Below are 25,122 nucleotides of genomic sequence, written 5' to 3' on the forward strand. Positions count from 1 at the left end.
GTTAGGCTCAGCGGTCGTGAACGTACCCAGCAACATCACCGCGCCGGTGACCGGCGCCGTCGGTCGGTTCTTCTCCGGGGTCGGCCTGCTCCTGCGCGGCCTCGGCCTGTACGTCCGCAGCCCCGGCCTGATGCTGCTCGGCATCGTCCCGGCGCTGCTCTCCGGGGCGCTGTTCGTGGGAGCGTTCGCCACCCTGGTGTACTTCGTGGACGACCTGGCCGCGTTGGTCACGCCGTTCGCCGACGACTGGTCCGCCACCGCCCGCAGCCTGGTCCGGGTGATCGCCGGGCTGGCCTTCCTCGGGGTCGGCGGGCTGCTCGGGGTGCTCACCTTCACCGCGGTCACCCTGGTCATCGGCGACCCGTTCTACGAGAAGATCTCCGAGCGGGTGGAGGAGCGGTACGGCGGCACCCCCGGCGCGGTGGAGGTGCCGTTCTGGGTGTCGCTGCGCCGCAGCCTCGTCGACTCGCTGCGACTGGTCGCGATCTCCGTGCTGGTCGGCATCCCGCTCTTCGCGGCCGGGTTCATCCCGGTGGTCGGCCAGACGGTCGTGCCGGTGATCGGGGCGGCGGTGGGCGGCTGGCTCCTCGCCCTGGAGCTGACCGGGGCGGCGTTCTCCCGGCGGGGCCTACGGCTGCCGGACCGGCGATCGCGGCTGAAGGTCGACCGGCCCACCACCCTGGGCTTCGGGGTGGCCGTCTTCGTCTGCTTCCTGATCCCGCTCGGGGCAGTGTTGATCATGCCGGCGGCGGTGGCCGGCGCGGCCCTGCTCACCCGCCGCTCCCTCGGCCAGCCCGTCGAGGAGCCGCACCGGTCCGCCGGTGGGCCGACGGGGCAGCCGCACCGGCCTTTCGAGTCGCCGCACCGATCCGTCGAGGAGGGCTGACGTGGAGATCATCCTGGTCGAGGGGGACATCACCGCCCAGCGGGTCGACGCGATCGTGAACGCGGCCAACTCCTCGCTGCTCGGCGGCGGGGGCGTGGACGGCGCGATCCACCGGCGGGGCGGCCCGGCCATCCTGGCCGAGTGCCGGGCGCTGCGGGCGTCCCGGTACGGCCGGGGCCTGCCGACCGGCCAGGCTGTCGCCACCACCGCCGGTGAGCTGCCGGCCCGCTGGGTGGTGCACACGGTCGGGCCGGTCTTCTCGGCCACCGAGGACCGGTCGGCGCTGCTGCGGGACTGCTACGCCAACAGCCTGGCGGCGGCCGACGGGCTGGAGGCCGCCACGGTGGCGTTTCCGCTGATCTCGGCCGGCGTCTACGGCTGGCCGGTGGAGGACGCCGTACGTCAGGCCCTCGCGGTACTCCGCGCGGCGGCGCCCGCGCACGTCACCGAGGCCCGTCTGGTCCTCTTCGGGGCCGAGACGTACGCGGCGGCCCGGCGGCTTGCCTCCTCCTGACCGGCCAAATATTCGGGCAAACAGCATAAAAGCGGCAGTCGGCGGCGCGGGGCCCTATCTTGATAGGTGCCAAAAGGTGCAAAGCCGTCAGGAGTGCGTCGCGTGGAAGCTGCCCGGCTCAGGTCCGCCGTCTGGGCGACCACGGCCTGTCTGCTGGTGCTCGGCGCGGCAGACCTGGCCCGGGCCAGGTCGCGGGAGGCCGTACCCGCTGGTGCCGAGCGCCCCGTGCCGCCTCCGCCCGGCCCCCGGACCACGATCGGGCTGGACCCCGCCGCCGGGCCCACCGTCGAGGCCACCCGGGAGCGTGCCTGCACGCCGGAGCTGGGCGGCGGCCCCCACCCCGACGAGGACGTCTGGGTGTTCGGCCTGCCGGCCGGTGCGGTCGCGGCCCGGTTCATCGCGGTGACGCCCGCGTTCGCCACCGGAGACCAGGGGCGGGTCGTCACCGCCGTCCCGGCCGAGGGCGGCGCGATCGTCGACGATCATGGCGCCAGTCTGGCGTGGCTCCGCCTGCCGGCCGGCTGGACGCTGGTGGGTGGCACGGCGACGATCGCCGGGGACGCCGACAGCTTCGTGCTCGCCCGCGTCTGCGCGGCCAGCCGGCCGTCGCCCTGAGGGGCCGGCGAGCCGGTCAGCCGGCACGCCTTCGGCGCGGCCCTCGGGGGGGCCGACCCCTAAAGCCTGTGTCGAAGTCGGCCTACCTCGGCTCGGCGCTGTCGGTTCGGCTTGGGTGAAAGCGGGGTGGGGTTCGCCGGGGCCCGGCCCGTTCCGGCGTTCAAACTTGTTCTCTGCAGGGGTGGGCCCTGGCGAGCATCCGGGCGTGGGCTGGGTCCTACGAGCGCACACGATCGCGCTGAATCAGGGAGCAAGATCGTGCTTGATCAGGGAAAGTGGGGCCTCGTTGCGGGTGGGAAGCCCCACTTTCCGGGATCGAGCACGATCTTGCACGTCTGGCCGATCGTCGGCGGTGTCGGGGAGGCCGTCCGGCCCCGGAACGCTCCGGAGCTGGTAGGTCTCCGCTCATCGTCAGGGCAGCTCGCGCAGGCAGGACCACTGGGTGGCCACGGGCCGGTACCCGAGCGCTTCGTTGATCGCCAGCATCGGGGCGTTCGCCGCGTCGTTCGAGGTGTACGCGACGCGTACCCCCGAGGCGGCGGCCCGGTGCAGGGCGGTCGTCTTCGCCAGCCGGGCCAGTCCCCGGCCCCGGTTCTCGGGCACGGTGGCGGTGTAGTCCGACCACATCCGGTCGCCGTCCCGCTTGACCAGGCTGAACGCGAGCACCGCCCCGTCGGCCTCGACGGCGGTGCTGGCCTCCCGGTCCAGGCCCAGGTTGTCCCAGACCTCGTACCGGAAGCTCTCGTAGGTCATGGCGTCCCTCGGCACGTCGCCCGGCTCGTCGACGGCCGCCGCCCGGTTGGCCAGGTAGACCTGGTACGGGTCGACGTCGGTCAGCGGGGACAGGCGTACGTGCGGTGGCGCGGCCGGCGGCGGGGGAGCCGAGCGCAGCTCCACCGCCGAGTAGCGCAGCTCCCGGCCCGCCGTGAAGCCGTGCCGACGGGCGAACGGCAGCCCTTTGGCCAGCGCCCAGCCGTGCACCCGGCGGATGCCGAGCGGGGCCAGGTGGTCCAGCGCGGCGGCCAGCAGCCCGGAGCCGATGCCCCGCCCCCGGTGCCCGGGGTGGACGTGCAGCAGCGACACGTCGCCGGACCCTACCTCGGACGTCTGACCGTCGCGGTACGCCGACACCCAGCCCACCACCGCGCCGTCGACCTCGGCCACGAAGGCGGTCCAGTCCTCGCCGGGCGACGGCTCGGTGATCATCTTCCGGGTCGAGGCCACACTCCGCACGAGGTACGGGAACACGAGCGCCCGCAGAGCCACCACGTCGGCGGCGTCGTCCGGCCGGGCGACGCGGATCGTCATCGGGTCCTATCCCGGACGGCGGCGACGGCCTCCACCTCGACGAGCTGGTCGGTGTACCCGAGCACGGCCACCCCGAGCAGGGTGCTCGGCGGATCGTGGTCGCCGAACGCGTCCCGGACCACCTCCCACGCGGCCACCAGGTCGACCTGCCGGGGCGACGCGACGTACACGGTGGTCTTGACGACGTCGGCGAGGCGGGCCCCGGCGGCGGCGAGCGCGACCTCCAGGTTGGCCATCACCTGCCGGGCCTGGGCCGCCGGGTCGCCCGGCGCGACCGTGCGACCCTCGGCGTCGAGCGGGCAGGCCCCGGTGGTGAACACCAGCCGGGCCGGCGGGTCGACGGTGGCCGCGTACGCGTACTCGGCGACGTCGGACAGCTCGGGTACGCGCACCAGCGCCACGGCATCGCTCATTCGCGCGACGCTAGTGCGCCCGTCGGCCCCGCCGCCACGGCATTACCGCACCACGGCTCACGTGGAGGCGCGGACGACCAGCTCAGTGGGGAGAACGAGGGCCACCTCGACCTCCTCACCGGCCGCCATCCGCAGCAGTTGGCGGGCGGCCTCCCGGCCCAGCTCCAGCAGCGGCTGCCGCACCGTGGTCAGCGGCGGCTCGGTGTATGCGGCGGTCTCGATGTCGTCGAAGCCGATCATCGCGACGTCGTCGGGCACCCGCCGACCCGCCTCGCGCAGCGTCCGCATGGCCGCGTGTGCCATCAGGTCGGACGCGGCGAAGACGGCGTCCAGGTCGGGGTACGTGTCGAGGAGTTGGCGCATCGCCGCCGCCCCCGACTCGCGGGTGAAGTCCCCGAACGCCACCCGCTCGGGCAGCCCGGCCTCGGCGACCGCCTCCCGGTACCCGGTGAGCCGCTCCACCCCGGCGATCATGTCCTGCGGGCCGGCGATGGTGGCGATCCGCCGCCGCCCCGTGTCGAGCAGGTGCCGCACCGCCCGGGTCACCCCGCCGACGTGGTCGACGTCGACGTACGGCACCCCGACGTCGCCGAGCGGGCGGCCACTGCACACCACCGGGATGCCCAGCCGGGCCAGTTTCCCCGGCAGCGGGTCCGCGCCGTGCAGCGAGGCGAAGATGGCCCCGTCGACGTGCCGCCCGGTGGTGTACCGCTCCACCCGGGCGTGCCCGGCCGGCGAGCCGGCCAGCATCAGCACGAGCTGCTTGTCGGCTGCCTCCAGCTCCTGGGCGACCCCCCGGATGATGCTCGGGAACACCTGGTCGTCGGAGAACACCCGGGTCGCCTCCTCGGGCAGGACCAGGGCGACCGAGTCGGTCCGCTGGGTGACCAGGCTGCGGGCGGCCAGGTTCGGCACGTACCCCAGCTCGGCCACCGCCAGGCGGACCGCCTCCTGGATCGGCTCGGCGACGGTCGTGGAACCGTTCACCACCCGCGAGACCGTCGCCCGGGACACGCCGGCCCGCCGGGCCACCGCCTCCAGGGTCGGCCGCTGGACCGTCGTCAACGGAGTGCTCACCACCTTGTCACAGCCCGTTCCGGGAGATCACCCCCTGATACCACCGGGCGCTGGCCTTCGGTGTGCGTCGCTGGGTCAGGTAGTCGACGTGGACGATCCCGAACCGCTTGCGGTACCCCTCGGCCCACTCGAAGTTGTCCAACAACGACCATACGAGATAGCCGCGCAGGTCCACTCCCCGGCCAATGGCTTCGTGTGCCGCCCGAAGGTGCCCGTCGAGGTAGGCGATCCGGTCGGTGTCGGCCACCCGCCCGGCTTCGCCCGGCCCCGCCTCGCCGCCCCGGTCCGGGAACGCCCCGCCGTTCTCCGTGATCATCAGCGGCAGGCCCGGGTAGTCGGCGGCGAGCCGCTCCAGCAGGCGGGTCAGTCCGGCCGGCTCGATCATCCAGCCCATCTCGGTCAGCGGCCCGGTCGCCGGCAGGAACTCCACCGCCCGCTCGGTCCCCGGGTACGCTTCGCCGCCGGCGCCGTCCGGCCGACCGGCCACGTACGTCGGGGCGTAGTAGTTGATCCCGAGCAGGTCGATGGGGGCGGCGATCAGCTTCTCGTCCCCGTCCCGGATGAAGGTCGGCTCCACCATCCGGGAGACGTGCTCCAGCACGTCGGCCGGGTAGCCGGCGCCGGTCAGCGGGTCCAGGAAGATCCGGTTCTGCAACCCGTCGACCAGCCGGACCGCCGCCGCGTCCGCCGCGCTGTCCGGGTCCGCCGGCTGCACGTCCGCCGGGTTCAGCGTGATCCCGACGACCTCCGCGCCGGCCGAGCGCAGCGCCCGGGCCGCCAGGCCGTGCCCGAGCAGCAGGTGGTGCACGGCGGCGAAGGCCGCCCCCGCGTCCCGCACGCCGGGGGCGTGCACCCCGTTGCCGTACCCGAGGTAGGCCGAGCACCACGGCTCGTTGAGCGTGGTCCAGGTGCGGATCCGGTCGCCGAGCCGGCCGTGCACCGCCGCCGCGTACGTGGCGAAGTGTTCGGCGGTCTCCCGACTGGTCCAGCCGCCCCGGTCCTGGAGGGTCTGCGGCAGGTCCCAGTGGTAGAGCGTGACGATCGGGTCGATGCCCCGGTCCAGCAGCGCGTCGGTCAGCCGGTCGTAGAAGTCGAGGCCGCGCGGGTTCACCGGCCCGGTGCCGTCGGGCTGGATCCGCGGCCAGGCGACCGAGAACCGGTACGCCCTCAGGCCCAGCTCCGCCATGAGGGCCACGTCGTCGGCGTACCGGTGGTAGTGGTCGCAGGCGACGTCGCCGGTATGGCCGGCGAAGACCCTGCCCGGCGTACGGCTGAAGGTGTCCCAGATGGACGGTCCCCGGCCGTCGTCGCGGGCCGCGCCCTCGATCTGGTACGCCGCAGTGGCCGCACCCCAGACGAAGCCTTCGGGGAATCGGAGTTCACTCACGCCTTGACCGCACCTTCCATGATCCCGCCGCTGATCTGTCCGGATGCTCCGGATGCCTAAGAGAGCGCTCTCACAAGAGCGTGGTGTTCCGGTCACCGAATGTCAAGAGAGCGCTCTCAAAGCGCGCTCAGCCGGTGCGGAGGCCGTCGAGCAGCGGCCGGTCCCCGGCCACGCGGAGGGTGTCGAAGCTGACCCGGCCCATCAGGGCCAGCAGCAGGTCGCTCGCAGTGCCCGTGACCTCGGCCCGGGCGTGGTGCTCGTCGTGGTCGAGGATGGTGTCGGTGTCCAGCAGCGCGACGCCCCCGCCGCGCAGCCGCAGGTACCAGTCCTGGCCGGCGTCGGGCGCGGAGAGGTGCACGACCCCATGCCACTGGCCGGTCGCCGTCCGCCTGCCGGCGGGCAGCCAGGTGTCCAGCACCTCGCTCACCCCGTCGGCCGCGAGCTTGGCCTCGATCGGCTCGCCGGCGGCGATGGCGAGTTGGGCGTCCCACCGGTGCACCGACGTCTCGTGCGCCACCCGGCGGGGCCAGAACCCCGCCTTCTTCGGCTGCGGCGCCCAGTTCCACGCCGGGGCCTCCGGGTCCAGCCCGTCGAACGTGGTCATCAGCCGGTCGTACCCCTGCTGGAAGAACTGCAACGGGGTCAGCTCCGGCGGCGGCCCGCCCGCCTCGACACCCTCCGGCCGGGTGGTGCTGTTGGCCGTGACGTAGATCTGCACCCGGCGGTAGACCTCGCCGAGGTGCAGGGTCAGGTCGGTGATCGTCCAGCCGGGGCAGGACAGCACGGGTGTCTCGGGAGGCGCTTCCGCGACGGCGGCGGCGAACGCGGGCCCCTCCGCCCGGAGCGCGCCGATCCAGAAGTCCTTCGTGCCGTGCAGTCTGCTCATCAGGATCCTTCCGGGCGACCGGGCCACCAGTGGGTGCCGCGGCTGCCCCTCAGCCTAGGGTGAAAGGCGTGTCAGACGTTAGTGCCCAGCCGGCCACCGAAACCCACGCCGCCGACCCGATGTCGTTGGCGAGATACACCACCCTGCGCCTCGGTGGCGCGGCGGGACGGGTCGAGACCGCTGCCAGCGCCGAGGAGATCGTACAAAAGGTGCAGCAGGCGCGCCTACGGGACGACCAGGTGCTTGTCCTCGCCGGGGGCAGCAACGTGGTGATCGGCGACGCCGGCTTCCCCGGCACCGTCGTGCTGGTGCGCTCCCGGGGGCTGCGGGTGGTCGCCGAGGACGCCGACACCGTCACCGTACGGGTGGAGGCCGGCGAGCCGTGGGACGACCTGGTCGCCGCGACCGTGGCCAACGGCTGGTCCGGGCTGGAGTGCCTGTCCGGCATCCCGGGCTCCGCCGGCGCCACCCCGATCCAGAACGTCGGCGCGTACGGCCAGGAGGTGGCCGAGACGATCACCGGCGTCCAGGTGTACGACCACGCCGACGGCACCGTGGGCCGGGTGGAGGCGGGCGACTGCGGCTTCGCGTACCGGTCGAGCATCTTCAAGTACAGCGAGCGCTGGGTGGTCCTCTCGGTCGACTTCCGGCTCGCCCGGTCCCCGCTGTCCGGCCAGGTCCGCTACGCCGAGCTGGCCCGGGCGCTCGGCGTCGAGGTCGGCGACCGGGTGCCGCTGGCCGACGCGCGGGCGACCGTGCTGCGGCTGCGGGCCGGCAAGGGCATGGTGCTCGACGCCGGTGACCCGGACACCTGGTCGGTGGGCTCCTTCTTCACCAACCCGGTGCTGGACCGGGAGGGCTACGAGCTGCTGCGCGAGCGCGCCGCCGACCTCGGCGAGCCGCCGCACTGGCCCGGGGCCGGCGACACGGTCAAGGTCAGCGCGGCCTGGCTGATCGACCGGGCCGGGTTCGCCAAGGGCCACCCCGGCCCGGAGGGGGTGGCCATCTCCGGCAAGCACACCCTCGCCCTCACCAACCGCGCCGGCACCGCCAGCACGGCGGCCCTGATCGCCCTGGCCCGCGACATCCGCGACGGCGTCCACGCCCGCTTCGCGGTCACCCTCCACCCCGAACCGGTCCTCATCAACTGCACCCTCTGACCCGCCCCGCGTGGGGTCAGGTGGGGGCGACGGCGGGCCAGGGGACGGTCAGTTCGCCGAGGCGCCAGCGGCGCGGGCGGTACTCGATCGGCCAGCCCGAGGCGCGGGTCGCCGCGATCGTCCGCAGCCAGCGCTGGCGGGGGCCGAAGGGGGCGTACGCTGCGGCGGCCCGCCAGGCGTCCTCCAGGTCGCCGAGCAGGGCGTGGATGGGTTCGCCCGGCACGTTGCGGTGGATCAGCGCCTTCGGCAGCCGCTCGGCCAGCTCGGCGGGGCTGCCCAGCGTGGTGAGCCTGGCGGCCAGGGTGAGCGTTCGCGGGCCGGCGGCGTCGACCAGCACCCAGCCGCCGAGCCTGCCCAGTTCGTCACAGGTGCCCTCGACCAGTGCCCCGCCCGGGGCCAGCCGGTCGGTGACCGTGCGCCAGGCGTCGGCGACCTCACCCTCGTCGTACTGGCGGAGCACGTTGAACGCCCGGACCAGGACGGGCCGCAGCCCGGCCAGCTCGAACCCGCCCCGGGCGAAGGTGAGCCCCGGCGGATCGGCGGCGGGCCGGGCGGCGGCGACGCGTACCGGATCGATCTCCAGCCCGACCACCCGCACGTCGGCGCGGACCCCGGCGGCCAACCGGGCGCGCAGCTCCACGGCGGTGACCGGCGTGGCGCCGTAGCCGAGGTCGACCACCAGCGGGTCCGACGCCGCCCGGAGCCGGTCGCCGCACGTCTCGACGATCCAGTTGTCCACCCGGCGCAGCCGGTTGGGGTTCGTCGTGCCCCGGGTGGCCATGCCCTGGGGCCGCATCAGTGCCGCCGCCGTCCGCGGGATCGGATCACTCCGGGTGCCTCACGGGGTCGTCCGATGCACCTTGTGCTGGGCGGCCTGGGCCAGCGGGCGGACCACCAGCCGGTCGATGTTCACGTGCTGCGGGCGGGTCGCGCACCAGGCGATGCAGTCGGCGACGTCCTCGGCGACCAGCGGCTCGGCCACCCCCGCGTAGGCCGCCGCCGCCCGCCCGGCGTCGCCGCCGAAGCGGACCAGCCCGAACTCGTCGGTCCGCACCATCCCCGGATCGATCTCGATGATCCGGACCGGCCGGCCGCACAGCTCCAGCCGCAGCGTGCCGGCGATCGCCGTCTGCGCGTGCTTCGCGGCGGAGTACCCGCCCCCGCCCTCGTACACGATGAAGCCGGCGGTGGAGGAGACGACCACGACGGTGCCGGCGCCGGACGCCTCCAGCGCCGGCAGCAGCGCCTGGGTGACCCGCAGGGTGCCGAGCACGTTCACGTCGTACATCCACTGCCAGTCGTCCACCGAGCCGGACTCCACCGGGTCCAGCCCACGTGCGCCCCCGGCGTTGTTGACCAGCAGGGTGACCGGGCCGGGAGCCGCCGCGGCGGCCTCGGCCAGGCCGGCGACCGACTCCTGCGAGGTGACGTCACACTCCACTGCGGTGGCCGCCCCGCCGGCCGCCTCGATTGTGGCGACCAACTCGGCCAGCCGGTCGGTGCGGCGGGCGGCGGCGAGCACGTGGAAACCCTCGGTGGCCAGCCGGCGGGCGGTGGCCGCGCCGATCCCGCTGGACGCTCCGGTGACGATCGCGACAGAGGTCATCCCGCCATTCTCGCCCGGCCGGGCCGGCCCGGTGCCAACGGGCGGACGCGTGCGCCGATGAGGTCCGTCACGCTCGGGGGTTGGCGGCACGCATTTCCGATACCCGATGGGGAAGATGACACCCGGCGCGCAGGTTGACCGAGAAGCGCCGGTCGTGCGGGACGGCGTCAACCGTGACAGAGGGAGCGGACGTGGCGGAATTGCACACCGGTATCGGTCGTCAGCGAGGTGCCCGGCCGTGGCCGCTGCCCCGGCGCATCGCCACCCTGTCGGTGCACACCTCACCCCTGCACCAGCCCGGCACGGGCGACGCGGGCGGGATGAACGTGTACATCCTGGAGGTCGCCCGGCGGTTGGCCGAGGCCGGCGTCGAGGTGGAGATCTTCACCCGGGCCACCTCCGGGGACCTGCCGCCGGTGGTGGAGATGGCACCCGGCGTGCACGTCCGGCACGTCACCGCCGGCCCCCTCGAAGGGCTGACGAAGGAGGAGCTGCCCGGCCAGCTCTGCGCGTTCACGGCCGGGGTGCTGCGGGCCGAGGCGGCCCGCCCGCCGGGCCACTACGACCTCATCCATTCCCACTACTGGCTCTCCGGGCAGATCGGCTGGCTGGCCAAGGAGCGCTGGGGGGTGCCGCTGGTGCACACCGCGCACACCCTGGCCAAGGTGAAGAACGCACAGCTTGCGGCGGGGGACCGGCCGGAGCCGAAGGCCCGGGTGATCGGCGAGGAGCAGGTGGTCGCCGAGGCCGACCGGCTGGTCGCCAACACCGAGGTCGAGGCCCGCGACCTGCTCCACCGGTACGCCGCCGACCCGGCCCGGGTCGCCGTGGTCGAGCCCGGCGTCGACCTGGGCCGGTTCCGTCCTGCCGCCGGGGACCGGCACGCCGCGATGCTCGCCGCCCGTTGCCGGCTGGGGCTGCCCGCCGAGGGGTACGTGGTGGCCTTCGTCGGTCGGATCCAGCCGCTGAAGGCCCCCGACGTGCTGATCCGTGCCGCCGCCGCGCTGCGTGAGCGCGACCCGCTGCTCGCCGACGAGTTGACCGTGGTGATCGTCGGTGGCCCCAGCGGCAGCGGGTTGGACCGGCCGACCGCCCTGATCGAGCTGGCCGGCTCGCTCGGGGTCGCCGACCGGCTGCGCTTCCTGCCGCCGTGCACGGGCGACGATCTGCCGGCCGTGTACCGGGCCGCCGACCTGGTCGCGGTGCCGTCGCACAACGAGTCGTTCGGGCTGGTCGCCCTGGAGGCCCAGGCGTGCGGTACGCCGGTGCTGGCCGCCGCCGTGGGTGGCCTGGTCACCGCCGTCCGGGACCAGGTCAGTGGGGTGCTGATCGACGGCCACGACCCGGTCGACTGGGCTCGTGAGCTGGCCCGCCTGTTGCCCGACCGGGTGCGCCGGGCCACCCTGGGCCTGGGCGCCGAGCGGCACGCCCGCAACTTCTCCTGGGACCGGACGGTCTCCCACCTGCTCAACGTGTACGGCGAGACGATCGCCGAGCGACGCGGCCGGATGGCCGCCCAACTCGCCGGCGACCCCGCCCTGAGCTGTTCGTGGTGAGACGGGGCGGGGCACCCTGTCCATCGAGGCCTTCGGTGCCCCTTCGCCGGCGGCGACCGTCCGGTGGGCGGGGCGGGGCGGCCGTAGAGTGGGGCGGATGAGCAGCGCGAAGAGCGAAGTCGCCGCCCTGATCGAGTCGGTGTGCGCGGAGCGGGAGTTGGTTGCCGAGTCCACCGGCGAGGCGTCGTACGCGGTCACCCTGCCCGGCACCCACAAGCTCAAGACGGTCTGCAACCTCATCGTCGGTGAGCACGCGCTGCGGGTCGAGGCGTTCGTGATGCGCCAGCCGGACGAGCGGCGCGAGGAACTGTGGGCCTGGCTGTTGCAACGCAACGCCCGGATGTACGGGGTGTCCTTCTCCATCGACGCGGCCGGCGACGTCTACCTGACCGGCCGGGTCAACCTCGGAGGGCTCGACGAGGCCGAGCTGGACCGGCTGCTCGGCGCGGTGCTGACGTACGCCGACGAGTCCTTCGACACGATGCTGGAGATCGGCTTCGGCGCCGCCATCCGGCGGGAGTGGGAGTGGCGGGTCAAGCGCGGCGAGTCGACCGCCAACCTGGCTGCGTTCGCACACCTCTTCGAGCCGTCGTCGGCGACGTCGGCGCAGGCGGGGGGTTCGGAGCCGTCCTGAGGGGTATGCCGCACCGCGCGGTGCGGCACTGGGACCGACCGCGCGCCGAGGACGGACTGTCGAGGAGCGTGCATCCCATGGCTCAGCGAAACAGCTCAGGTCGCGGCGGGACTGCGACCAGGACGAAACGGCAGGCGGGCAACCAGACCCCGAACACGCCGGGGATCTCCGAGTCGGAGATCTCCCGGATGAGGGCCGACGACATCCGTGGCCAGTTGCGTCGCCGCGGCGTCTCCGGGATCTCCGCCCTGCGCAAGCCGGAACTGGTGAAGACCCTGACCCGGACGCTGCGCGCCGAGGTCCGCTCCGGCGGCGCGGCGCGGGGCAGCACCGGGCCGGCGGGCCGGGCCCGTGGCACGAAGGCCGCAGCCGGCGCGCGCAAGGCGACCGGGGGTGCCCGCAAGGCGGCCCCGGCCCGGGCCAAGGCCACGGGCTCGCGGGCGAAGGCGGCCCCGGCCCGCAAGGCAGCAGCCCCGGCTCGGGCGAAGGCGGCCCCGGCACGGGCGAAGGCCACGGGTTCGCGGGCGAAGGCGGCCCCGGCGAGGGCGAAGGCGGCCCCGGCCCGGGCCAAGGCGGCCCCGGCGAGGGCGAAGGCGGCCCCGGCGAGGGCGAAGGCGGCCCCGGCGAGGGCGAAGGCGGCCCCGGCCCGGGCCAAGGCGGCTTCCGCCCCGGCCCGGAAGGCGGCCCCGGCTCGCGGGACGACCACCACGGCGGCCGGCCCCCGGCGGGCGGCCCCCGCCGGGGCCCGGAAGGCCGCCGCGAACCAGCGGTCGGCCGTCCGGACCGGAGGTTCGACGTCCCGATCGGTGCGGTCCTCGCAGCCCATCACGTCGCTCCAGGACCGGCCGGAGCGCCCGGGGCGCAGCCTGGTCACCACCGACCACGACGTGATCCGGCGCTGGGCGCGGGAGCGCGGCGCGCGGCCGGCCACGATCGCCGGGACCGAGCGGGAGGGCCGGGCGGGGGTGTTGACGTTCAACATGCCGGGCTACCGGGAGAGCAGCCGGATGCGTGAGATCACCTGGGACGAGTGGTTCAACACCTTCGACGTACGCCGGCTGAACCTCATCTATCAGGAGCAGTTGCGTGACGGCCGGCAGAGCAACTTCTTCCGCACGGAGTCACCCGATCGGGCTGACGCCTGAGGGTTTGCGGGAATGTCCGGCGGGTAGACGCTGTTGGCTCAAGGCGAGGCCGAGAAGTGCAGGTCCCGGTTTCGGACGACCGTGCTGTGACCGGCGAGACAGCCGATCCGGGTTGAATCCGCAATCTGGGCGAACTAGCTTTATTGCACCGCGCCACGCTCGGAAACGTTCGGGGGAGCGGCGGATCGATCAGATCCGTGCACGGGCGAGGCGCGGGGGAACGGATGGGTCACACCGTTGGGGGACGGTGCCATCCGGGGGATCCGGCGGCGCGAGCGGGCGACGCTTACGGGGGTGAGGGTCGCCCGCCGCCGCCGGGCACGTTGCGAGCGTCCACCACGGCCAAGGTCGAGGTGGGCGCTTTGCGCGTTCCATGGGCCAGTCCAGGCCGGCTGCCTCTTTCCCCAGCCCGCGTGGCCGTCCGGCCCGCCATGATCGTCTGCTGGATACGGACACGACACGCCGGGCCCGTTGTCGCTGAACGACAGACGATCATGGAACAACGGCGGTCCTGGCGGGGTGCTGCCCTTCCCCGTGCCGCAGGGCCGCCACGCGGCGTTCCCGAGGCGGGCCGGCCAGGAGGTGGCCCCCGGCGGCCAGCAGGCCCAGCGCGCCGACGATCAGCCAGTGCCGGTCGCCGAGGTGCTGGAGGCTGAGCCCGCCCAGGGCCGGCGCGACGAACGCCGCCGCCGGGAAGGCCAGGTAGAACACCGACTGGTAGCGGGCGCGCAGCTCGGCCGGGGCGAGGTCGGCGTTGATCTGCGCGTTCGGCGGGGCGGCGAGCATCGAGCCGGCCGTCCAGACCACCGCGGCGGCCAGGTACGCCGGCAGCGTCCCCGCGAAGGCCAGGGCGCCGAAGCCGAGGGCGAGCAGCGCGGTCGACGCGGCGAGCACGACGCCCTTGCGGTACCGGTCGACCAGCCGGGGCACGAAGAGTTGGCCGAGCACGATCAGGGTGCCACCGAGCGCCACCACCGCCCCGTACGACGATGGCCCCAGCCCGTCCGCGCGCATCGCCAGCGGCATGATCGTCGAGGTCTGCATGGTGAGCACGGCCAGCACGAAGGTGAGCCCGACGAAGACCAGGAACGTCCGGTCGGTGAGCGCGGTGTGCAGCCCGGGCCGGCGCGGCTTCCGGGTGCCTCCCGTCCGGGCGGTCGGGTGGCCGTCCGGGGACCGCGCGGACCGGGCGCGGGTGAGGGTCTCGGGGACCTTCCACCCGATCACGACGGCGGCGGCGAGGGTGGCCGCCGCGTCGACCAGGAACAGCGCCAGGAAGCTCGCCTCGGCGAGCAGACCGGCCAGCAGCGAGGCCACGGCCATGCCCAGGTTGAACGCCCAGAACTGGAGGTTGAACGCGCGGGAGCGGCGGTGCTCCGGCACCACGTCGACGATCGCGGCGACGAAGGCCGGGCTGGGCATGGAGTGCACCACCCCGACCAGGGCGGCCAGCACGGCGATGGCGGCCAGGTGCCGGCTGAAGGCCAGCCCGACCATCAGCCCGGCGGTGGCCAGGTGCGCGGCGAGCAGGGTGGCCCGCCGCCCCCACCGGTCGGCCAGCACCCCGCCGAGCAGCGCGCCGACCGCCCCGCCGGCCCCGTAGGCCCCGACCACCGCGCCGGCAAGCGCGGCGCTCGCCCCCCGCGCCTCGGCCAGGTACAGCGGCAGGAAGAGCATGGCGAACGCGCCGGCCCGGTTGATCAGCAGACCCGCCCAGAGGTACCAGAACGTGGCGGGGAGACCGCCTGCGGAGTCATGCCACCAGCGCCGCAGGGGATGCACCTGACCTCCCGGTAAAGCTTGTTGACAGTTCCGGCGTCGACGGTAGGAAGTCGGGGCCGGGTGCGCCAGGGTGTCCCTGGTCACCGGCTCGGGGCGGCCCGGCGGTCCCGGTCGGGCTACGGGGCGTACCCGTCGGTGGCGGACCCGACCGGCGCGGCCTAGGCCGCCTGGGGCGCCGGGGGCCGCACGGGGGTGTCCGGCGCGGCCGGTGGGCGCAGCGCGACGGCCCGCCGTTCCCGGGCCGGGCCGGAGACCAGGTGGCCGACCGCCATCACCGCGCCGATCACCGCGCAGCCGAGCCAGAGCGCGCCGTTGCCGGCCTGCTGCCGGACCAGGCCGCCGAGCAGCGGTGCGGCGGCCCCGGCGACCTGCCAGGACAGCGAGAACACCCCCTGGTACCGGCCGCGCAGCTCGGCGGGGGAGAGCTCGGCGATCAGGGTGGAGTTGGACGGCGAGTTGAGCATCTCGCCGACGGTCCAGACCAGCACGGTCAGCGCGTAGAACCAGGCGACGTCCGCGAACGCGGTGAGCCCGAAGCCGACCCCCATCACCACGGAGGCCAGGGCGAGCACGTGCGAGCGGCTGCGCCCCCGGATCAGCCGGGGGACGAAGAGCTGCCCGGCCACGATCAGCACCCCGTTGAGCGCGATCACCGTGCCGTAGGTGGGCGGGCTCAGGTCGTCGTCGGCCATGGCGATCGGCAGCATCGAGATGTGCTGGAGGAAGACCAGCGCGCCGAGCAGGTTGAGTGCGACGAAGCCCAGGTACACCCGGTCGGTGAGGATGGTGCGCAGCGCACCCCGGGGGCGGGCCGCCCCGGTGGCGAGCTTCACCGCGACGGCCGGGACGCGGGTCTCCCGCACCTTGACGAAGATGATCACGGCGGTGGCCAGGGTGGTGATCGCGTCGATCACGAACAGCAGCAGGTAGCTGGCCTCGGCGGCGAGCCCGGCGAGGATCGCGGCGCTGGCGAAGCCGAGGTTGATCGCCCAGTAGTTGAGCGAGAACGCGCGCAGCCGGTCCCGCTCCGGGACGACGTCGATCATCATGGCGCCGAACGCCGGCCGGGCAGCCTCGGCGAACAGGCCGAGCAGCAGCGCGCCGACGGCGACCGCCCAGAGTTCCCGGGCGAAGCCGAGGACGAGCATCATGCTCGCCGCGCCGAGGTGGGCGGTGAGCAGCGTAGGCCGCCGGCCCCACCGGTCGGCGAGCGTCCCGCCCAGCGTGGTGCCGACCGCGCCGCCGACGCCCCAGAGGCTGAGCACCAGGCCGGCCGCGAGCTCGTCGAAGCCGCGCTCCTGGGTGAGGTAGATGGCCAGGAAGATCAGGACGAACGAGCCGAGCCGGTTGACCAGGGTGCCGGCCCACAGGTACCAGAAGGTCCTCGGCAGCCCGCCGGTGGTGTCCCGGAACCAGCCCCGCATCGTCCGCACGCTCGCGCCCCCGCCTAGGTAATGACCGAACTATTCAAAGCGCCTTACAACTTAGTCTCGCCAGTGATCGCCGGTCACCAGCTTTTCCACGTGGTGGTCGTCACCGCCCGTCCCCGCGTGTCCGCCGGAGGCGTACGGCAGGATGATCGGCATGACTGCGAGCGAAGGGCCCACCATCGGGACGCTGGTCCTGCTGCGGCACGGCGAGAGCGACTGGAACGCGAAGAACCTCTTCACCGGCTGGGTCGACGTCGACCTGACCGCCAAGGGTGAGGTCGAGGCGCGGCGCGGCGGCGAGCTGATGCGCGAGCACGGCCTGCTGCCGGACGTCGTGCACACCAGCGTGATGCGCCGGGCGATCCGCACCGCCGAGCTGGCGCTGAACGCCGCCGACCGGCACTGGATCGCGGTGCGTCGGTCGTGGCGGCTCAACGAGCGTCACTACGGCGCGTTGCAGGGCAAGGACAAGAAGCAGACCCTGGACGAGTACGGCGAGGAGCAGTTCATGCTCTGGCGCCGGTCGTACGACACGCCGCCGCCGCCGATCGCCGACGACGACGAGTGGTCGCAGGTCGGCGACCCCCGGTACGCGCTGCTGCCGACGGAACTGATGCCGCGCACCGAGTGCCTCAAGGACGTCGTCGAGCGGATGCTGCCGTACTGGTACGACTCGATCGTGCCGGACATCCTGGCGGGCCGGACGGTGCTGGTGGCCGCGCACGGCAACTCGCTGCGCGCCCTGGTCAAGCACCTCGACCAGATCAGCGACGCCGCGATCGCCAAGCTGAACATCCCGACCGGCATCCCGCTGCGCTACGACCTGGACCCGCACCTGCGCCCGCTCACCCTGGGCGGGACGTACCTCGACCCGACCGCCGCCAAGGCCGCCGCCGCCGCGGTCGCGAACCAGGGCCGCTGACGACGCCGGAAGGGGCCCCTGCCGACGCCTCGCGCGGCAGGGGCCCCTTCCGGACCGGCTCACTCGGCCGACGCGATGGGCTCCCCGGTGATCAGGTAGACCACGCGCTCACCGGCGTTGACCGCGTGGTCGGCGAACCGCTCGTAGAAGCGGCCCAGCAGGGTGGCGTCGATCGCCGTCTCCACCCCGTACGGCCAGTCGTCGCCGAGCAGCACCGCGAACAGGCTCCTGTGCAGGTCGTCCATCGTGTCGTCGTCGCGGTCGAGCTCGGCGGCGAGGTCGGCGTCGGGCTCGGCCAGCACCTTGCCGATCTTCTCGGCCATCCGGTCGGCGATCGACGCCATGTCGGTGAAGACCGTCCGCAGCTCCGCCGGGACGGCCGGGGACGGGTGCCGGCGCAACGCGGTCTTCGCCACGTGGTCGGCCAGGTCGCCCATCCGTTCCAGATCGGCGGCGACGTGCAGGGCGGTGATCATGGCCCGCAGGTCGGACGCGACGGGCGCCTGCCGGGCGAGCAGGTCGCAGACCCTCTCCTCGACGTTCCGGTAGAGGTCGTCGATCTCGGCGTCCCGCTCGATCACGGTCTCGGCCGCCTGACGGTCGGCGGTGAGCAGGGCGCGGGTGGCCTCGCGCATGGCGGCACGGATGGCCTCCGCCATGTCCACCAGCAACTGGCTGACGATCTGGAGGTCGGCCCGGAACTCGTCGCGCATCATCACGTCCTGTGGTCGGTGGTCGCCGGCCCGGTGGGTCCGGGCGTCGGCGCAGGGGTCGAGCAGGTGTGCGACCACCGTAGGTCGGGGGAGATGCCCGGAGGTGAACGCCGGTGAACGGCGCGGGGCCGAGGAGTGAACATTGCCGGAAGCGAGGGCGCTTCATCCTGTTTATGGCGATACCCCGGTGAACAATGACCCTACGATCGCCGGGTGGAATGGGCGGTGACGGCGGTGGTCGTGGCGCTGGTGGCCGGGCTGGCCATCGGGGCGCTGCTGCCCCGGCTCGTGGGGGCGTGGCACCGTCGCGGCCCGGCCGCAGGGGGCAGCGGGTTCGGCCGCCTGCTCCGGACCAGGGGGAGGCCCGCGATGGTCGACGATCAGCAGGCCGTCCTGTCCAGCCTCGGCCGCCGGACGGTGGACTCGCTGCGCGCCGGCGTCGTGGTGCTCGACACCGACGACGTGCCGGTACTGGTCAACCCGGCGGCCCGGGCGATGGGGCTGCTGCGCACCGGGGCCACCCCCGGCACGATCGCCGCGCACCCGCTGATCCGTACGCTGGCCGGGCAGGTGCGCCGCACGGGCGCGCGGCGCGAGATCGAGCTGGACCTGCCGCGTGGCCGCGACAACGCCGGCCCGGGCCCGCTCGGCGTGCACCTGCGGGCGATGGCGGTCGGCGGCGGGCACGTGGCGGTCGAGGCGGCCGACGTCACCGAGTCGCACCGGCTGGCCCAGGTCCGCCGGGACTTCGTGGCCAACGTCAGCCACGAGCTGAAGACCCCGATCGGGGCCCTGCAACTGCTCGCCGAGGCGCTGCTGGACGCCACCGAGCCGGCCGGCTCGGCGGCCCTCGACCTCCCCGAGGACCTGGTCGCCGCCCGCCGGTTCGCCGAGCGCATCCAGCACGAGTCGACCCGGCTGGGCCGGCTGGTGCAGGAACTGCTGGAGCTGACCCGGCTCCAGGGGGCCGAGCCGCAGCCCGCGCCCGAGCCGGTCGCGGTGGACTGGGTGGTCGCTGAGGTGCTCGACCGCACCCGCACCAGCGCCGCCGCCCGCCGCGTCGAGGTGATCATCGAGGGCGAGCGCGGGCTGACCGTGTACGGCAGCGACTCCCAGATCGCCACCGCCGTGGCCAACCTGGTCGAGAACGCCGTCAACTACTCGGGCGAGGACACCACGGTCCGGGTCACCGCCCGGGCCGACGGCGAACACGTCGCGATCTCCGTCGCCGACCAGGGGATCGGGATCGCGCCGACCGACGTCGAGCGGGTCTTCGAACGGTTCTACCGCGCCGACCAGGCCCGGTCCCGGGCCACCGGTGGCACCGGGCTCGGCCTGGCCATCGTCAAACACATCGTCAGCAACCATGGCGGCCGGGTCGAGGTGTCGAGCACTCTAGGGGGTGGGTCGACGTTCACCCTCCGGCTGCCCGCCCGTCCACCGGACGACCTCCTGCCGCCAACGCCGTCCGGTGGGATCGAGGCCGGCCCGGCCGAGCTCCGGCAGGCATGACCGCGATGAAAGGACAAACCCGTTGAGCCGCGTTCTGGTGGTCGAGGACGAGGAGTCGTTCTCCGACGCCCTGTCGTACATGCTCCGCAAGGAAGGCTTCGAGGTCTCGGTCGCGGCCACCGGCCCGGCAGCCCTCACCGAGTTCGACCGGACCGGTGCCGACATCGTGCTGCTCGACCTGATGCTGCCCGAGATGTCCGGCACCGAGGTGTGCCGGCAGCTCCGCCAGCGCTCGCACGTGCCGATCATCATGGTCACGGCGCGGGACAGCGAGATCGACAAGGTGGTCGGCCTGGAGATCGGGGCCGACGACTACGTCACGAAGCCGTACTCGCCCCGGGAACTGGTCGCCCGGATCCGGGCGGTGCTGCGCCGGCAGAGCCAGGAGGCGACCGACTCGGGCACGCCGACCCTGACCGCCGGCCCGGTGCGGATGGACATCGAGCGGCACGTCGTCACCGTGGACGGGGGCAGCGTGCAGCTCCCGCTCAAGGAGTTCGAGCTGCTGGAGCTGCTGCTGCGCAACGCCGGCCGGGTGCTGACCCGGGGGCAGCTCATCGACCGGGTCTGGGGGGCCGACTACGTCGGCGACACCAAGACCCTGGACGTGCACGTGAAGCGGCTGCGCTCGAAGATCGAGCCGGAGCCGTCCACGCCGCGGTTCATCGTCACCGTCCGCGGACTGGGCTACAAGTTCGAGCCGTGACCGCACCGGGGGCCCCGGCGTGCGGGGCGGCGGGCCCGACCCGGCTGGCCGCCGCGGGGCCTCAGCCGCTGGCCGGGTGCGGGGCGACCTGGCCCTGGCGCAGCCGGGCCGTGCACAGCTCGGCGAGCTTCGCGTACGCGGGCGCGCCGATCAGCGCGGTCAGCTCCGGGCCGTACGAGACGTACATCGGCTCGGCACCGACGTGCGCGTCCGTCGACGAGGTGCACCACCAGTCCAGGTCGTGACCGCCCGCGCCCCAGCCCCGGCGGTCGAACTCGGTCAGGGTGGAGATCAGCACCTTGGTGTTGTCCGGGCGTTTGTGCCACTCCTGGTCCCGCCGGACGGGGAGCTGCCAGCAGACGTCCGGCTTGTACTCCAGCGGGTGCACCCCGTCGCGCAGCGCCTGGGCGTGCAGCGCGCAGCCGCCGCCGGCCGGGAAGTCGGCGTCGTTCAGGAACACGCACGGGGCGTCGACGTCGCGGGTGGCGGTGCGCCGGGCGGGGTTCTCGCCGTCGATGGTGTCCTCGGAGGTCCAGTTCCTGAACCCGCGCCGGAAGTGCTGCCAGGTCCCCGGGGTGAGCCGCCTGACCGCCGCGCGGACCCGCTTCTCGTCGTCCGGGTCGGTGAAGAACGCGCCGTGCGAGCAGCAGCCGTCGGCGGCCCGGCCGGCGACGATGCCGTGGCAGCCCTTCCCGAACACGCACGTCCAGCGGGACAGCAGCCAGGTCAGGTCGGCCCGGACCACGTGCGTGGCGTCGGCCGGGTCGACGAACTCGATCCACTCCCGGGGGAAGTCCAGCCCGACCTCCCGGCTGCGCGGGTCGTCGGGTTCGTCGACCAGGGCCCGGATCTCGATCTGGCTCGTCACCCGGCCCAGCGTACGCCCGGTTGCCCGGTCCCACCGGCGAGCCGACGATCCGACCAGGCCCTACTGTCTTCAGCATGCGACTGGGAGTCCTCGACGTCGGGTCCAACACCGTGCACCTGCTGGTGGTCGACGCCCACCACGGCGCGCACCCCTGGCCCGCGCACTCCGAGAAGGTGGTGCTCCGGCTCGCCGAGCAGATCGGCCCCGACGGCGCGCTCACCGAGGCGGGGGCGGACGGCCTGGTCAAGGCGGTGGGCGCGGCCCGGGCCGCCGCCGCCGGGCTGGACGCCGTCGACCTGATCGCGTTCGCCACCTCCGCCGTGCGCGAGGCCACCAACGCGCAGGAGGTGCTGGCCCGGGTGCGCGACGAGACCGGCGTACGCCTGGAGGCGCTCTCCGGCGCGGACGAGGCGCGGATGACGTTCCTCGCGGTGCGGCGGTGGTTCGGCTGGTCGGCCGGGCGGCTGCTGGCGCTGGACATCGGCGGCGGCTCGCTGGAGATCGCCGCAGGCATCGACGAGTACCCGGACGTCGCGGTGTCCCTCCCGCTCGGCGCGGGCCGGTTGACCCGCGACCGGCTCCGGGTCGACCCCGACAGCGCGGCCCCGCCGTCCGCCGAGGCCGTGGAGGAACTCCGGGAGTACGTCGACGGGCTGCTCGACCCGGTGGCGGAGAAGATGGCCGAGGTCCGCTGGGAACGCCCGGTGGCCACCTCGAAGACGTTCCGCACGCTGGCCCGGCTGGCCGGCGCGGCCCCGTCCGGTGCCGGGCTCCGGGTCCGGCGCAGCCTGACCCGGGACGGCCTGCGGCAGGTGCTCGGCTTCGTCCGGCACATTCCGCCGCGCCACCTGTCCGAGCTGGAGGGGGTGAGCGACGGGCGGGCACACCAACTGCTGGCCGGGGCGGTGGTGGCCGAGGCGGTGATGCGCCGGCTCGACGTGCGGTCGCTGGAGATCTGCCCGTGGGCGCTGCGCGAGGGGGTCATCCTGCGCCGGCTGGATCAGCTCACGCCGATGTGAGAAACCGTGGCCGTTACGCGGTGGTTTGCGACCGCTCGTCACGATGCCGCAACCGGACCGGGCTACGCTGGCTGGTGTGACTTCCCGCGTGCCGGTGCTCCTGTCCACTTCCTCGGTTTTCCCTGAGCGGACCGCGGCGGCGTTCCAGTTGGCCGCGGCGCTCGGCTACGACGGCGTCGAGGTGATGGTCTGGACCGACGCCGTGAGCCAGGACGCCGGCGCGCTGCGCGGCCTGGCCGAGCACTACGGGGTGCCGGTGCTCTCCGTCCACGCGCCCTGCCTGCTGGTCACCCAGCGGGTGTGGAGCCCCGACCCGTGGGAGCGGCTGCGTCGGGCCGGCGAGCTGGCCGAGACGCTGGGAGCGCCGACCGTCGTGGTGCACCCGCCCTTCACCTGGCAGCGGGACTACGCCCGCAACTTCGCCGACGGGCTGGCGACGATCGCCGACCGGTTCGACGGCCTGCGCTTCGGGGTGGAGAACATGTACCCGGTGCGGATGGCCGGCCGGCAGTTCGTCCCGTACGTGCCGGGCTGGGACCCGACCGAGACCGGCTACCCGTCGTACACGCTCGACCTGTCGCACTGCGCCGCGTCACACACCGACTCGCTGGAGATGGCCGACCGGATGGGCGGTGCCCTGGCCCACGTGCACCTCGGCGACGGCACCGGCGAGGGGCGCGACGAGCACCTGGTCCCGGGGCGCGGCACGCAGCCCTGCGCCGAGCTGCTCCGGTCGCTCGCCGGGCGCGGCTTCACCGGCTCGGTCGCCGTGGAGGTCACCACCCGGGGCGCGAAGAGCCGCGCGGTCCGCGAGGCCGACCTGCGCGAGGCCCTGGAGTTCGCCCGCGCGCACCTCACCGCCCCGTCCCCGGTCGACGCCTGACCGCCCCCGGCGCGGCCGGTTCCCCGCCCCGAGCCGCCGACGGCCGGCGGGTGGGGTCAGCTCACCGGGCTGAGGGACTCGTCGGCCGGCGCGGCGACCTGCTCGCCGATCGCCGCGCGCTTGCGGGCCCGGTGCGCGGCCACGTGCGAGCGGGTCGCGCAGCGCTCCGAGCAGAACCGCCGGCAACAGTTCGACGAGGTGTCCAGGTAGACGTTGCCGCAGCGCTCGTCGGCACAGACCCCGAACCGGGCGCTGCCGTACTCGCAGAGCCAGACCGACAGCCCCCACACGGCGCCGGCCAGGTACTCCGCGCTCACCGATGCGCCCCGGCTGGTCACATGCATGTGCCAGTCGTTGGAGTCGTGGCCGGAGATGCGCGGCTGAACCGGGTACGCCTCCAGCAGCGTGTTCAGCTCGGCCACCGCCTGGGGGTCCCGCCCGGAGGTGCCGTAGTCGAAGATGTCGCGCAGGCGCTTCTGTGCCCGCCGGAAGATCGCGAGGTCCCGCTCCGCGACCTCGTCGCGCATCCACGCGTTGTCGTCAGGGAAGATGGCCCGCAGGTCGTCGAGGTCGTCCAGTCGGGCATTGACGAGGTCAACCCCGGTCCGGGCGTACGCGTCGAAGTTCACGCCTTCAACCGTAGACGACTCCGGGGAGTCGCGGTGTGTCGATGTAGTGCGGCAGGAACCGGGCGTAGCCGTCGGTAATCAGACTCCGACTCTCCCGGACCCCCGCGCCGGCCGGCTGCCCGTCGACGATCCAGCAGCCCAGCACCACGTGATTGCCGGCGAACTCAGGCAGGGCCCGGAACTCCTGGTAGCAGAAGCCCTCGTCGCCGTAACTGCCCGGATTGGTGATCTCCTTGCCGCCGGTGACGATCCGCACCGAGCCGCCCTCCCGGCCGAGCAGCGGCTTGGCCACGTACTCGGTCATGCCGCGCGGCGAGTCCAGGTACGCCGGTAGCAGGTACTCGTGGCCGGGGTACAGCTCCCACAGCACGGCGAGCAGCGCCTTGTTGGACAGCAGCAGCTTCCACGCGGGCTCGATCCAGGTGGTCGGGGTGCCCGGGTCCAGCGCCAGCGGGCCGTACGGCTCGGCGAGCATCCACTCCCAGGGGTAGAGCTTGAAGCAGGTGGTGACCGGCCGGTCGGCGGCGTCGACGAAGCGCCGGCCGTCCCAGCCGACGTCCTGGATCGGCAGCAGCTCCGCCGCGAGCCCGGCCTGCCGGGCCGTCTCGGCCAGGTACCCGGCGGTGATCTGGTCCTCGCCGGACTCCTCCTCGTTCGACCAGGCCACGTGCACCTGCTTGTCGTGCAGGTCGGCGCCGAACCTCGCCCAGGCGGCGACGAGCCGCTCGTGCAGGCTGTTCCACTGGTCCGCCTCGGGGCGGGTCTGCTCCAGCCAGTACCACTGGACGATGCTCGCCTCGACCAGCGAGGTCGGGGTGTCGGCGTTGTACTCCAGCAGCTTCGGCGGCCAGGTGCCGTCGTAGCAGAGGTCGAAGCGGCCGTAGAGGCTCGGCGGCGCCTCCCGCAGCGACCGGGCCACCGCCTCGACCGCCCAGGCCGGGATGCCCAGCTCGGCGTACCGGTTGCGGGCCACGATGTGCTCGGCGGCGGCGACGGACATCCGGTGCAGCTCCGCGGTCGCCTCCTCCAGCCGGAGCACCTCCTCCAGGCCGAAGACGTACGCCGCGGTCTCGTCCCAGTACGACATGATCCCGCCGTCGGGCAGTTCGGTGTCGATGTAGACCAGGCCCTGCGAGCGGACGGTGGCGTCCCAGTCCGGGCGGGGGGTGACCGCCTCGCGCCGCACGTCAGCCCCCGCAGGAGGCGAGGTGGGTGCCGAACCCGCCGCGCTCCGGCACGGCCGCCGTGACCGGCCCCGGCTCGGTGCGGGCGGCGGTGGCGGCGCTGGCGGCGGCGGGCACGTTCATCGCCAGCGCCACGGTCGTCCCCCCATCGACCGGCCCGAGCGCGCAGTCGTCATCGTCGTCGGAGGACATGTTGCAGCCGGAGAGGGTGAGCGCGAGGGCGGTCAGCGCGCCGAGCTGCACGGTGGCCGACCGGAGTCGGCGTCGAGGACGTTCTTCCACGTGGA

26 protein-coding genes are annotated in these 25,122 nt (G+C 73.8%); 12 read left to right on the forward strand and 14 right to left on the reverse strand.

Annotated elements, in window-relative coordinates; translation table 11 throughout:
* Positions 1–16: 16 nt before the first annotated feature.
* The 3 genes from ACFYZF_RS01570 (at position 17) to ACFYZF_RS01580 (ending at position 2,015) form a co-directional block, all read left to right on the forward strand.
* The gene (locus ACFYZF_RS01570; protein ID WP_387014667.1) at positions 17–886 is read left to right on the forward strand and encodes an EI24 domain-containing protein; all 870 of its coding nucleotides are present in this window, start codon (positions 17–19) and stop codon (positions 884–886) included.
* Between the two features lies 1 nt (position 887).
* On the forward strand, positions 888–1,400 hold the full coding sequence (locus ACFYZF_RS01575; RefSeq protein WP_387014670.1) for an O-acetyl-ADP-ribose deacetylase: 513 nt from the start codon (positions 888–890) through the stop codon (positions 1,398–1,400).
* 102 nt (positions 1,401–1,502) lie between these two features.
* Positions 1,503–2,015, forward strand: a complete 513-nt coding sequence (locus tag ACFYZF_RS01580; protein WP_387014671.1) for a hypothetical protein — start codon at positions 1,503–1,505, stop codon at positions 2,013–2,015.
* Positions 2,016–2,426: 411 nt separating this feature from the next.
* On the opposite strand, the gene ACFYZF_RS01585 is transcribed toward ACFYZF_RS01580, so the two are convergent.
* From ACFYZF_RS01585 to ACFYZF_RS01605, 5 genes are all read right to left on the reverse strand, one after another.
* A complete protein-coding gene (locus ACFYZF_RS01585; protein WP_387014674.1) occupies positions 2,427–3,323 on the reverse strand; it encodes a GNAT family N-acetyltransferase in 897 nt (298 codons plus the stop codon).
* On the reverse strand, positions 3,320–3,736 hold the full coding sequence (locus tag ACFYZF_RS01590; RefSeq protein ID WP_387014677.1) for a RidA family protein: 417 nt from the start codon (positions 3,734–3,736) through the stop codon (positions 3,320–3,322). The genes ACFYZF_RS01585 and ACFYZF_RS01590 overlap by 4 nt, the downstream gene beginning before the upstream one ends.
* A 57-nt stretch (positions 3,737–3,793) precedes the next feature.
* Entirely contained in the window at positions 3,794–4,801 is a 1,008-nt protein-coding gene (locus ACFYZF_RS01595; RefSeq protein ID WP_387016003.1) for a LacI family DNA-binding transcriptional regulator, read from the reverse strand.
* Positions 4,802–4,820: 19 nt separating this feature from the next.
* Positions 4,821–6,200, reverse strand: coding sequence for a GH1 family beta-glucosidase (locus tag ACFYZF_RS01600; protein ID WP_387014679.1), 1,380 nt, complete (start codon positions 6,198–6,200; stop codon positions 4,821–4,823).
* Positions 6,201–6,327: 127 nt separating this feature from the next.
* The gene (locus ACFYZF_RS01605; RefSeq protein ID WP_387014682.1) at positions 6,328–7,086 is read right to left on the reverse strand and encodes a maleylpyruvate isomerase family mycothiol-dependent enzyme; all 759 of its coding nucleotides are present in this window, start codon (positions 7,084–7,086) and stop codon (positions 6,328–6,330) included.
* 68 nt (positions 7,087–7,154) lie between these two features.
* Here ACFYZF_RS01605 and ACFYZF_RS01610 point away from each other — a divergent pair, with 68 nt between their 5' ends.
* Positions 7,155–8,246, forward strand: coding sequence for a UDP-N-acetylmuramate dehydrogenase (locus ACFYZF_RS01610; RefSeq protein ID WP_387014685.1), 1,092 nt, complete (start codon positions 7,155–7,157; stop codon positions 8,244–8,246).
* Between the two features lie 16 nt (positions 8,247–8,262).
* On the opposite strand, the gene ACFYZF_RS01615 is transcribed toward ACFYZF_RS01610, so the two are convergent.
* Entirely contained in the window at positions 8,263–9,042 is a 780-nt protein-coding gene (locus ACFYZF_RS01615) for a class I SAM-dependent methyltransferase (RefSeq protein ID WP_387014688.1), read from the reverse strand.
* Between the two features lie 42 nt (positions 9,043–9,084).
* Complete coding sequence (locus ACFYZF_RS01620; protein WP_387014691.1) at positions 9,085–9,852, reverse strand: SDR family oxidoreductase; 768 nt, start codon at positions 9,850–9,852, stop codon at positions 9,085–9,087.
* A gap of 191 nt (positions 9,853–10,043) precedes the next feature.
* Between ACFYZF_RS01620 and mshA the strand changes: the two genes are divergently transcribed.
* From mshA to ACFYZF_RS01635, 3 genes are all read left to right on the forward strand, one after another.
* Positions 10,044–11,408: a D-inositol-3-phosphate glycosyltransferase gene (mshA, locus tag ACFYZF_RS01625; protein WP_387014693.1), complete on the forward strand. Its 1,365-nt coding sequence runs from the start codon at positions 10,044–10,046 to the stop codon at positions 11,406–11,408.
* 97 nt (positions 11,409–11,505) lie between these two features.
* On the forward strand, positions 11,506–12,042 hold the full coding sequence (locus ACFYZF_RS01630) for a YbjN domain-containing protein (RefSeq protein ID WP_387014695.1): 537 nt from the start codon (positions 11,506–11,508) through the stop codon (positions 12,040–12,042).
* A gap of 287 nt (positions 12,043–12,329) precedes the next feature.
* Positions 12,330–13,187 (forward strand): hypothetical protein, encoded by an 858-nt coding sequence (locus ACFYZF_RS01635; protein WP_387016005.1) that lies wholly within the window; start codon positions 12,330–12,332, stop codon positions 13,185–13,187.
* A gap of 492 nt (positions 13,188–13,679) precedes the next feature.
* On the opposite strand, the gene ACFYZF_RS01640 is transcribed toward ACFYZF_RS01635, so the two are convergent.
* Together ACFYZF_RS01640 and ACFYZF_RS01645 are read right to left on the reverse strand one after the other, a co-directional pair.
* Positions 13,680–14,969, reverse strand: a complete 1,290-nt coding sequence (locus tag ACFYZF_RS01640; protein WP_387014697.1) for an MFS transporter — start codon at positions 14,967–14,969, stop codon at positions 13,680–13,682.
* 158 nt (positions 14,970–15,127) lie between these two features.
* Positions 15,128–16,402, reverse strand: coding sequence for an MDR family MFS transporter (locus ACFYZF_RS01645; RefSeq protein ID WP_387014700.1), 1,275 nt, complete (start codon positions 16,400–16,402; stop codon positions 15,128–15,130).
* Positions 16,403–16,553: 151 nt separating this feature from the next.
* Here ACFYZF_RS01645 and ACFYZF_RS01650 point away from each other — a divergent pair, with 151 nt between their 5' ends.
* Positions 16,554–17,321, forward strand: coding sequence for a phosphoglyceromutase (locus ACFYZF_RS01650; RefSeq protein ID WP_387014703.1), 768 nt, complete (start codon positions 16,554–16,556; stop codon positions 17,319–17,321).
* A gap of 59 nt (positions 17,322–17,380) precedes the next feature.
* Here ACFYZF_RS01650 and phoU read toward each other — a convergent pair whose 3' ends face one another.
* A complete protein-coding gene (phoU, locus tag ACFYZF_RS01655) occupies positions 17,381–18,034 on the reverse strand; it encodes a phosphate signaling complex protein PhoU (protein ID WP_387016007.1) in 654 nt (217 codons plus the stop codon).
* Between the two features lie 213 nt (positions 18,035–18,247).
* On the opposite strand from phoU, the gene ACFYZF_RS01660 reads away from it, so the two are divergent.
* Positions 18,248–19,546 (forward strand): sensor histidine kinase, encoded by a 1,299-nt coding sequence (locus ACFYZF_RS01660; protein ID WP_387014705.1) that lies wholly within the window; start codon positions 18,248–18,250, stop codon positions 19,544–19,546.
* Between the two features lie 22 nt (positions 19,547–19,568).
* The gene (locus tag ACFYZF_RS01665) at positions 19,569–20,252 is read left to right on the forward strand and encodes a response regulator (RefSeq protein ID WP_387014708.1); all 684 of its coding nucleotides are present in this window, start codon (positions 19,569–19,571) and stop codon (positions 20,250–20,252) included.
* A 61-nt stretch (positions 20,253–20,313) separates the two neighbouring features.
* Here ACFYZF_RS01665 and ACFYZF_RS01670 read toward each other — a convergent pair whose 3' ends face one another.
* Positions 20,314–21,120, reverse strand: a complete 807-nt coding sequence (locus tag ACFYZF_RS01670; RefSeq protein ID WP_387014710.1) for a hypothetical protein — start codon at positions 21,118–21,120, stop codon at positions 20,314–20,316.
* Between the two features lie 74 nt (positions 21,121–21,194).
* Here ACFYZF_RS01670 and ACFYZF_RS01675 point away from each other — a divergent pair, with 74 nt between their 5' ends.
* The gene (locus tag ACFYZF_RS01675) at positions 21,195–22,139 is read left to right on the forward strand and encodes a Ppx/GppA phosphatase family protein (RefSeq protein WP_387014713.1); all 945 of its coding nucleotides are present in this window, start codon (positions 21,195–21,197) and stop codon (positions 22,137–22,139) included.
* A gap of 76 nt (positions 22,140–22,215) precedes the next feature.
* On the forward strand, positions 22,216–23,022 hold the full coding sequence (locus ACFYZF_RS01680) for a sugar phosphate isomerase/epimerase family protein (protein ID WP_387014716.1): 807 nt from the start codon (positions 22,216–22,218) through the stop codon (positions 23,020–23,022).
* 56 nt (positions 23,023–23,078) lie between these two features.
* Here the strand turns inward: ACFYZF_RS01680 and ACFYZF_RS01685 are convergent, their stop codons facing one another.
* The 3 genes from ACFYZF_RS01685 to ACFYZF_RS01695 are packed head-to-tail and all read right to left on the reverse strand — an operon-like array spanning position 23,079 to position 25,117.
* Entirely contained in the window at positions 23,079–23,651 is a 573-nt protein-coding gene (locus tag ACFYZF_RS01685) for a CGNR zinc finger domain-containing protein (protein ID WP_387014719.1), read from the reverse strand.
* Between the two features lie 4 nt (positions 23,652–23,655).
* Complete coding sequence (locus ACFYZF_RS01690) at positions 23,656–24,837, reverse strand: glutathionylspermidine synthase family protein (RefSeq protein WP_387014722.1); 1,182 nt, start codon at positions 24,835–24,837, stop codon at positions 23,656–23,658.
* Between the two features lies 1 nt (position 24,838).
* Positions 24,839–25,117, reverse strand: a complete 279-nt coding sequence (locus tag ACFYZF_RS01695) for a hypothetical protein (protein WP_387014724.1) — start codon at positions 25,115–25,117, stop codon at positions 24,839–24,841.
* Positions 25,118–25,122 lie beyond the last annotated feature (5 nt).

It is taken from the genome of Micromonospora sp. NPDC001898 (assembly GCF_042891255.1).
In the GTDB taxonomy this organism is placed as follows: Bacteria; Actinomycetota; Actinomycetes; order Mycobacteriales; family Micromonosporaceae; genus Micromonospora.

What these genes read in the sequence shown, in the direction of transcription:
- ACFYZF_RS01650 (WP_387014703.1), top strand. Translation starts at nt 16,554, where the DNA reads ATGACTGCGAGCGAAGGGCCCACCATCGGGACGCTGGTCCTGCTGCGG.
- ACFYZF_RS01605 (WP_387014682.1), bottom strand. Translation starts at nt 7,086, where the DNA reads ATGAGCAGACTGCACGGCACGAAGGACTTCTGGATCGGCGCGCTCCGG.
- phoU (WP_387016007.1), bottom strand. Translation starts at nt 18,034, where the DNA reads ATGCGCGACGAGTTCCGGGCCGACCTCCAGATCGTCAGCCAGTTGCTG.
- ACFYZF_RS01590 (WP_387014677.1), bottom strand. Translation starts at nt 3,736, where the DNA reads ATGAGCGATGCCGTGGCGCTGGTGCGCGTACCCGAGCTGTCCGACGTC.
- ACFYZF_RS01585 (WP_387014674.1), bottom strand. Translation starts at nt 3,323, where the DNA reads ATGACGATCCGCGTCGCCCGGCCGGACGACGCCGCCGACGTGGTGGCT.
- ACFYZF_RS01675 (WP_387014713.1), top strand. Translation starts at nt 21,195, where the DNA reads ATGCGACTGGGAGTCCTCGACGTCGGGTCCAACACCGTGCACCTGCTG.
- ACFYZF_RS01630 (WP_387014695.1), top strand. Translation starts at nt 11,506, where the DNA reads ATGAGCAGCGCGAAGAGCGAAGTCGCCGCCCTGATCGAGTCGGTGTGC.
- ACFYZF_RS01620 (WP_387014691.1), bottom strand. Translation starts at nt 9,852, where the DNA reads ATGACCTCTGTCGCGATCGTCACCGGAGCGTCCAGCGGGATCGGCGCG.
- ACFYZF_RS01615 (WP_387014688.1), bottom strand. Translation starts at nt 9,042, where the DNA reads ATGCGGCCCCAGGGCATGGCCACCCGGGGCACGACGAACCCCAACCGG.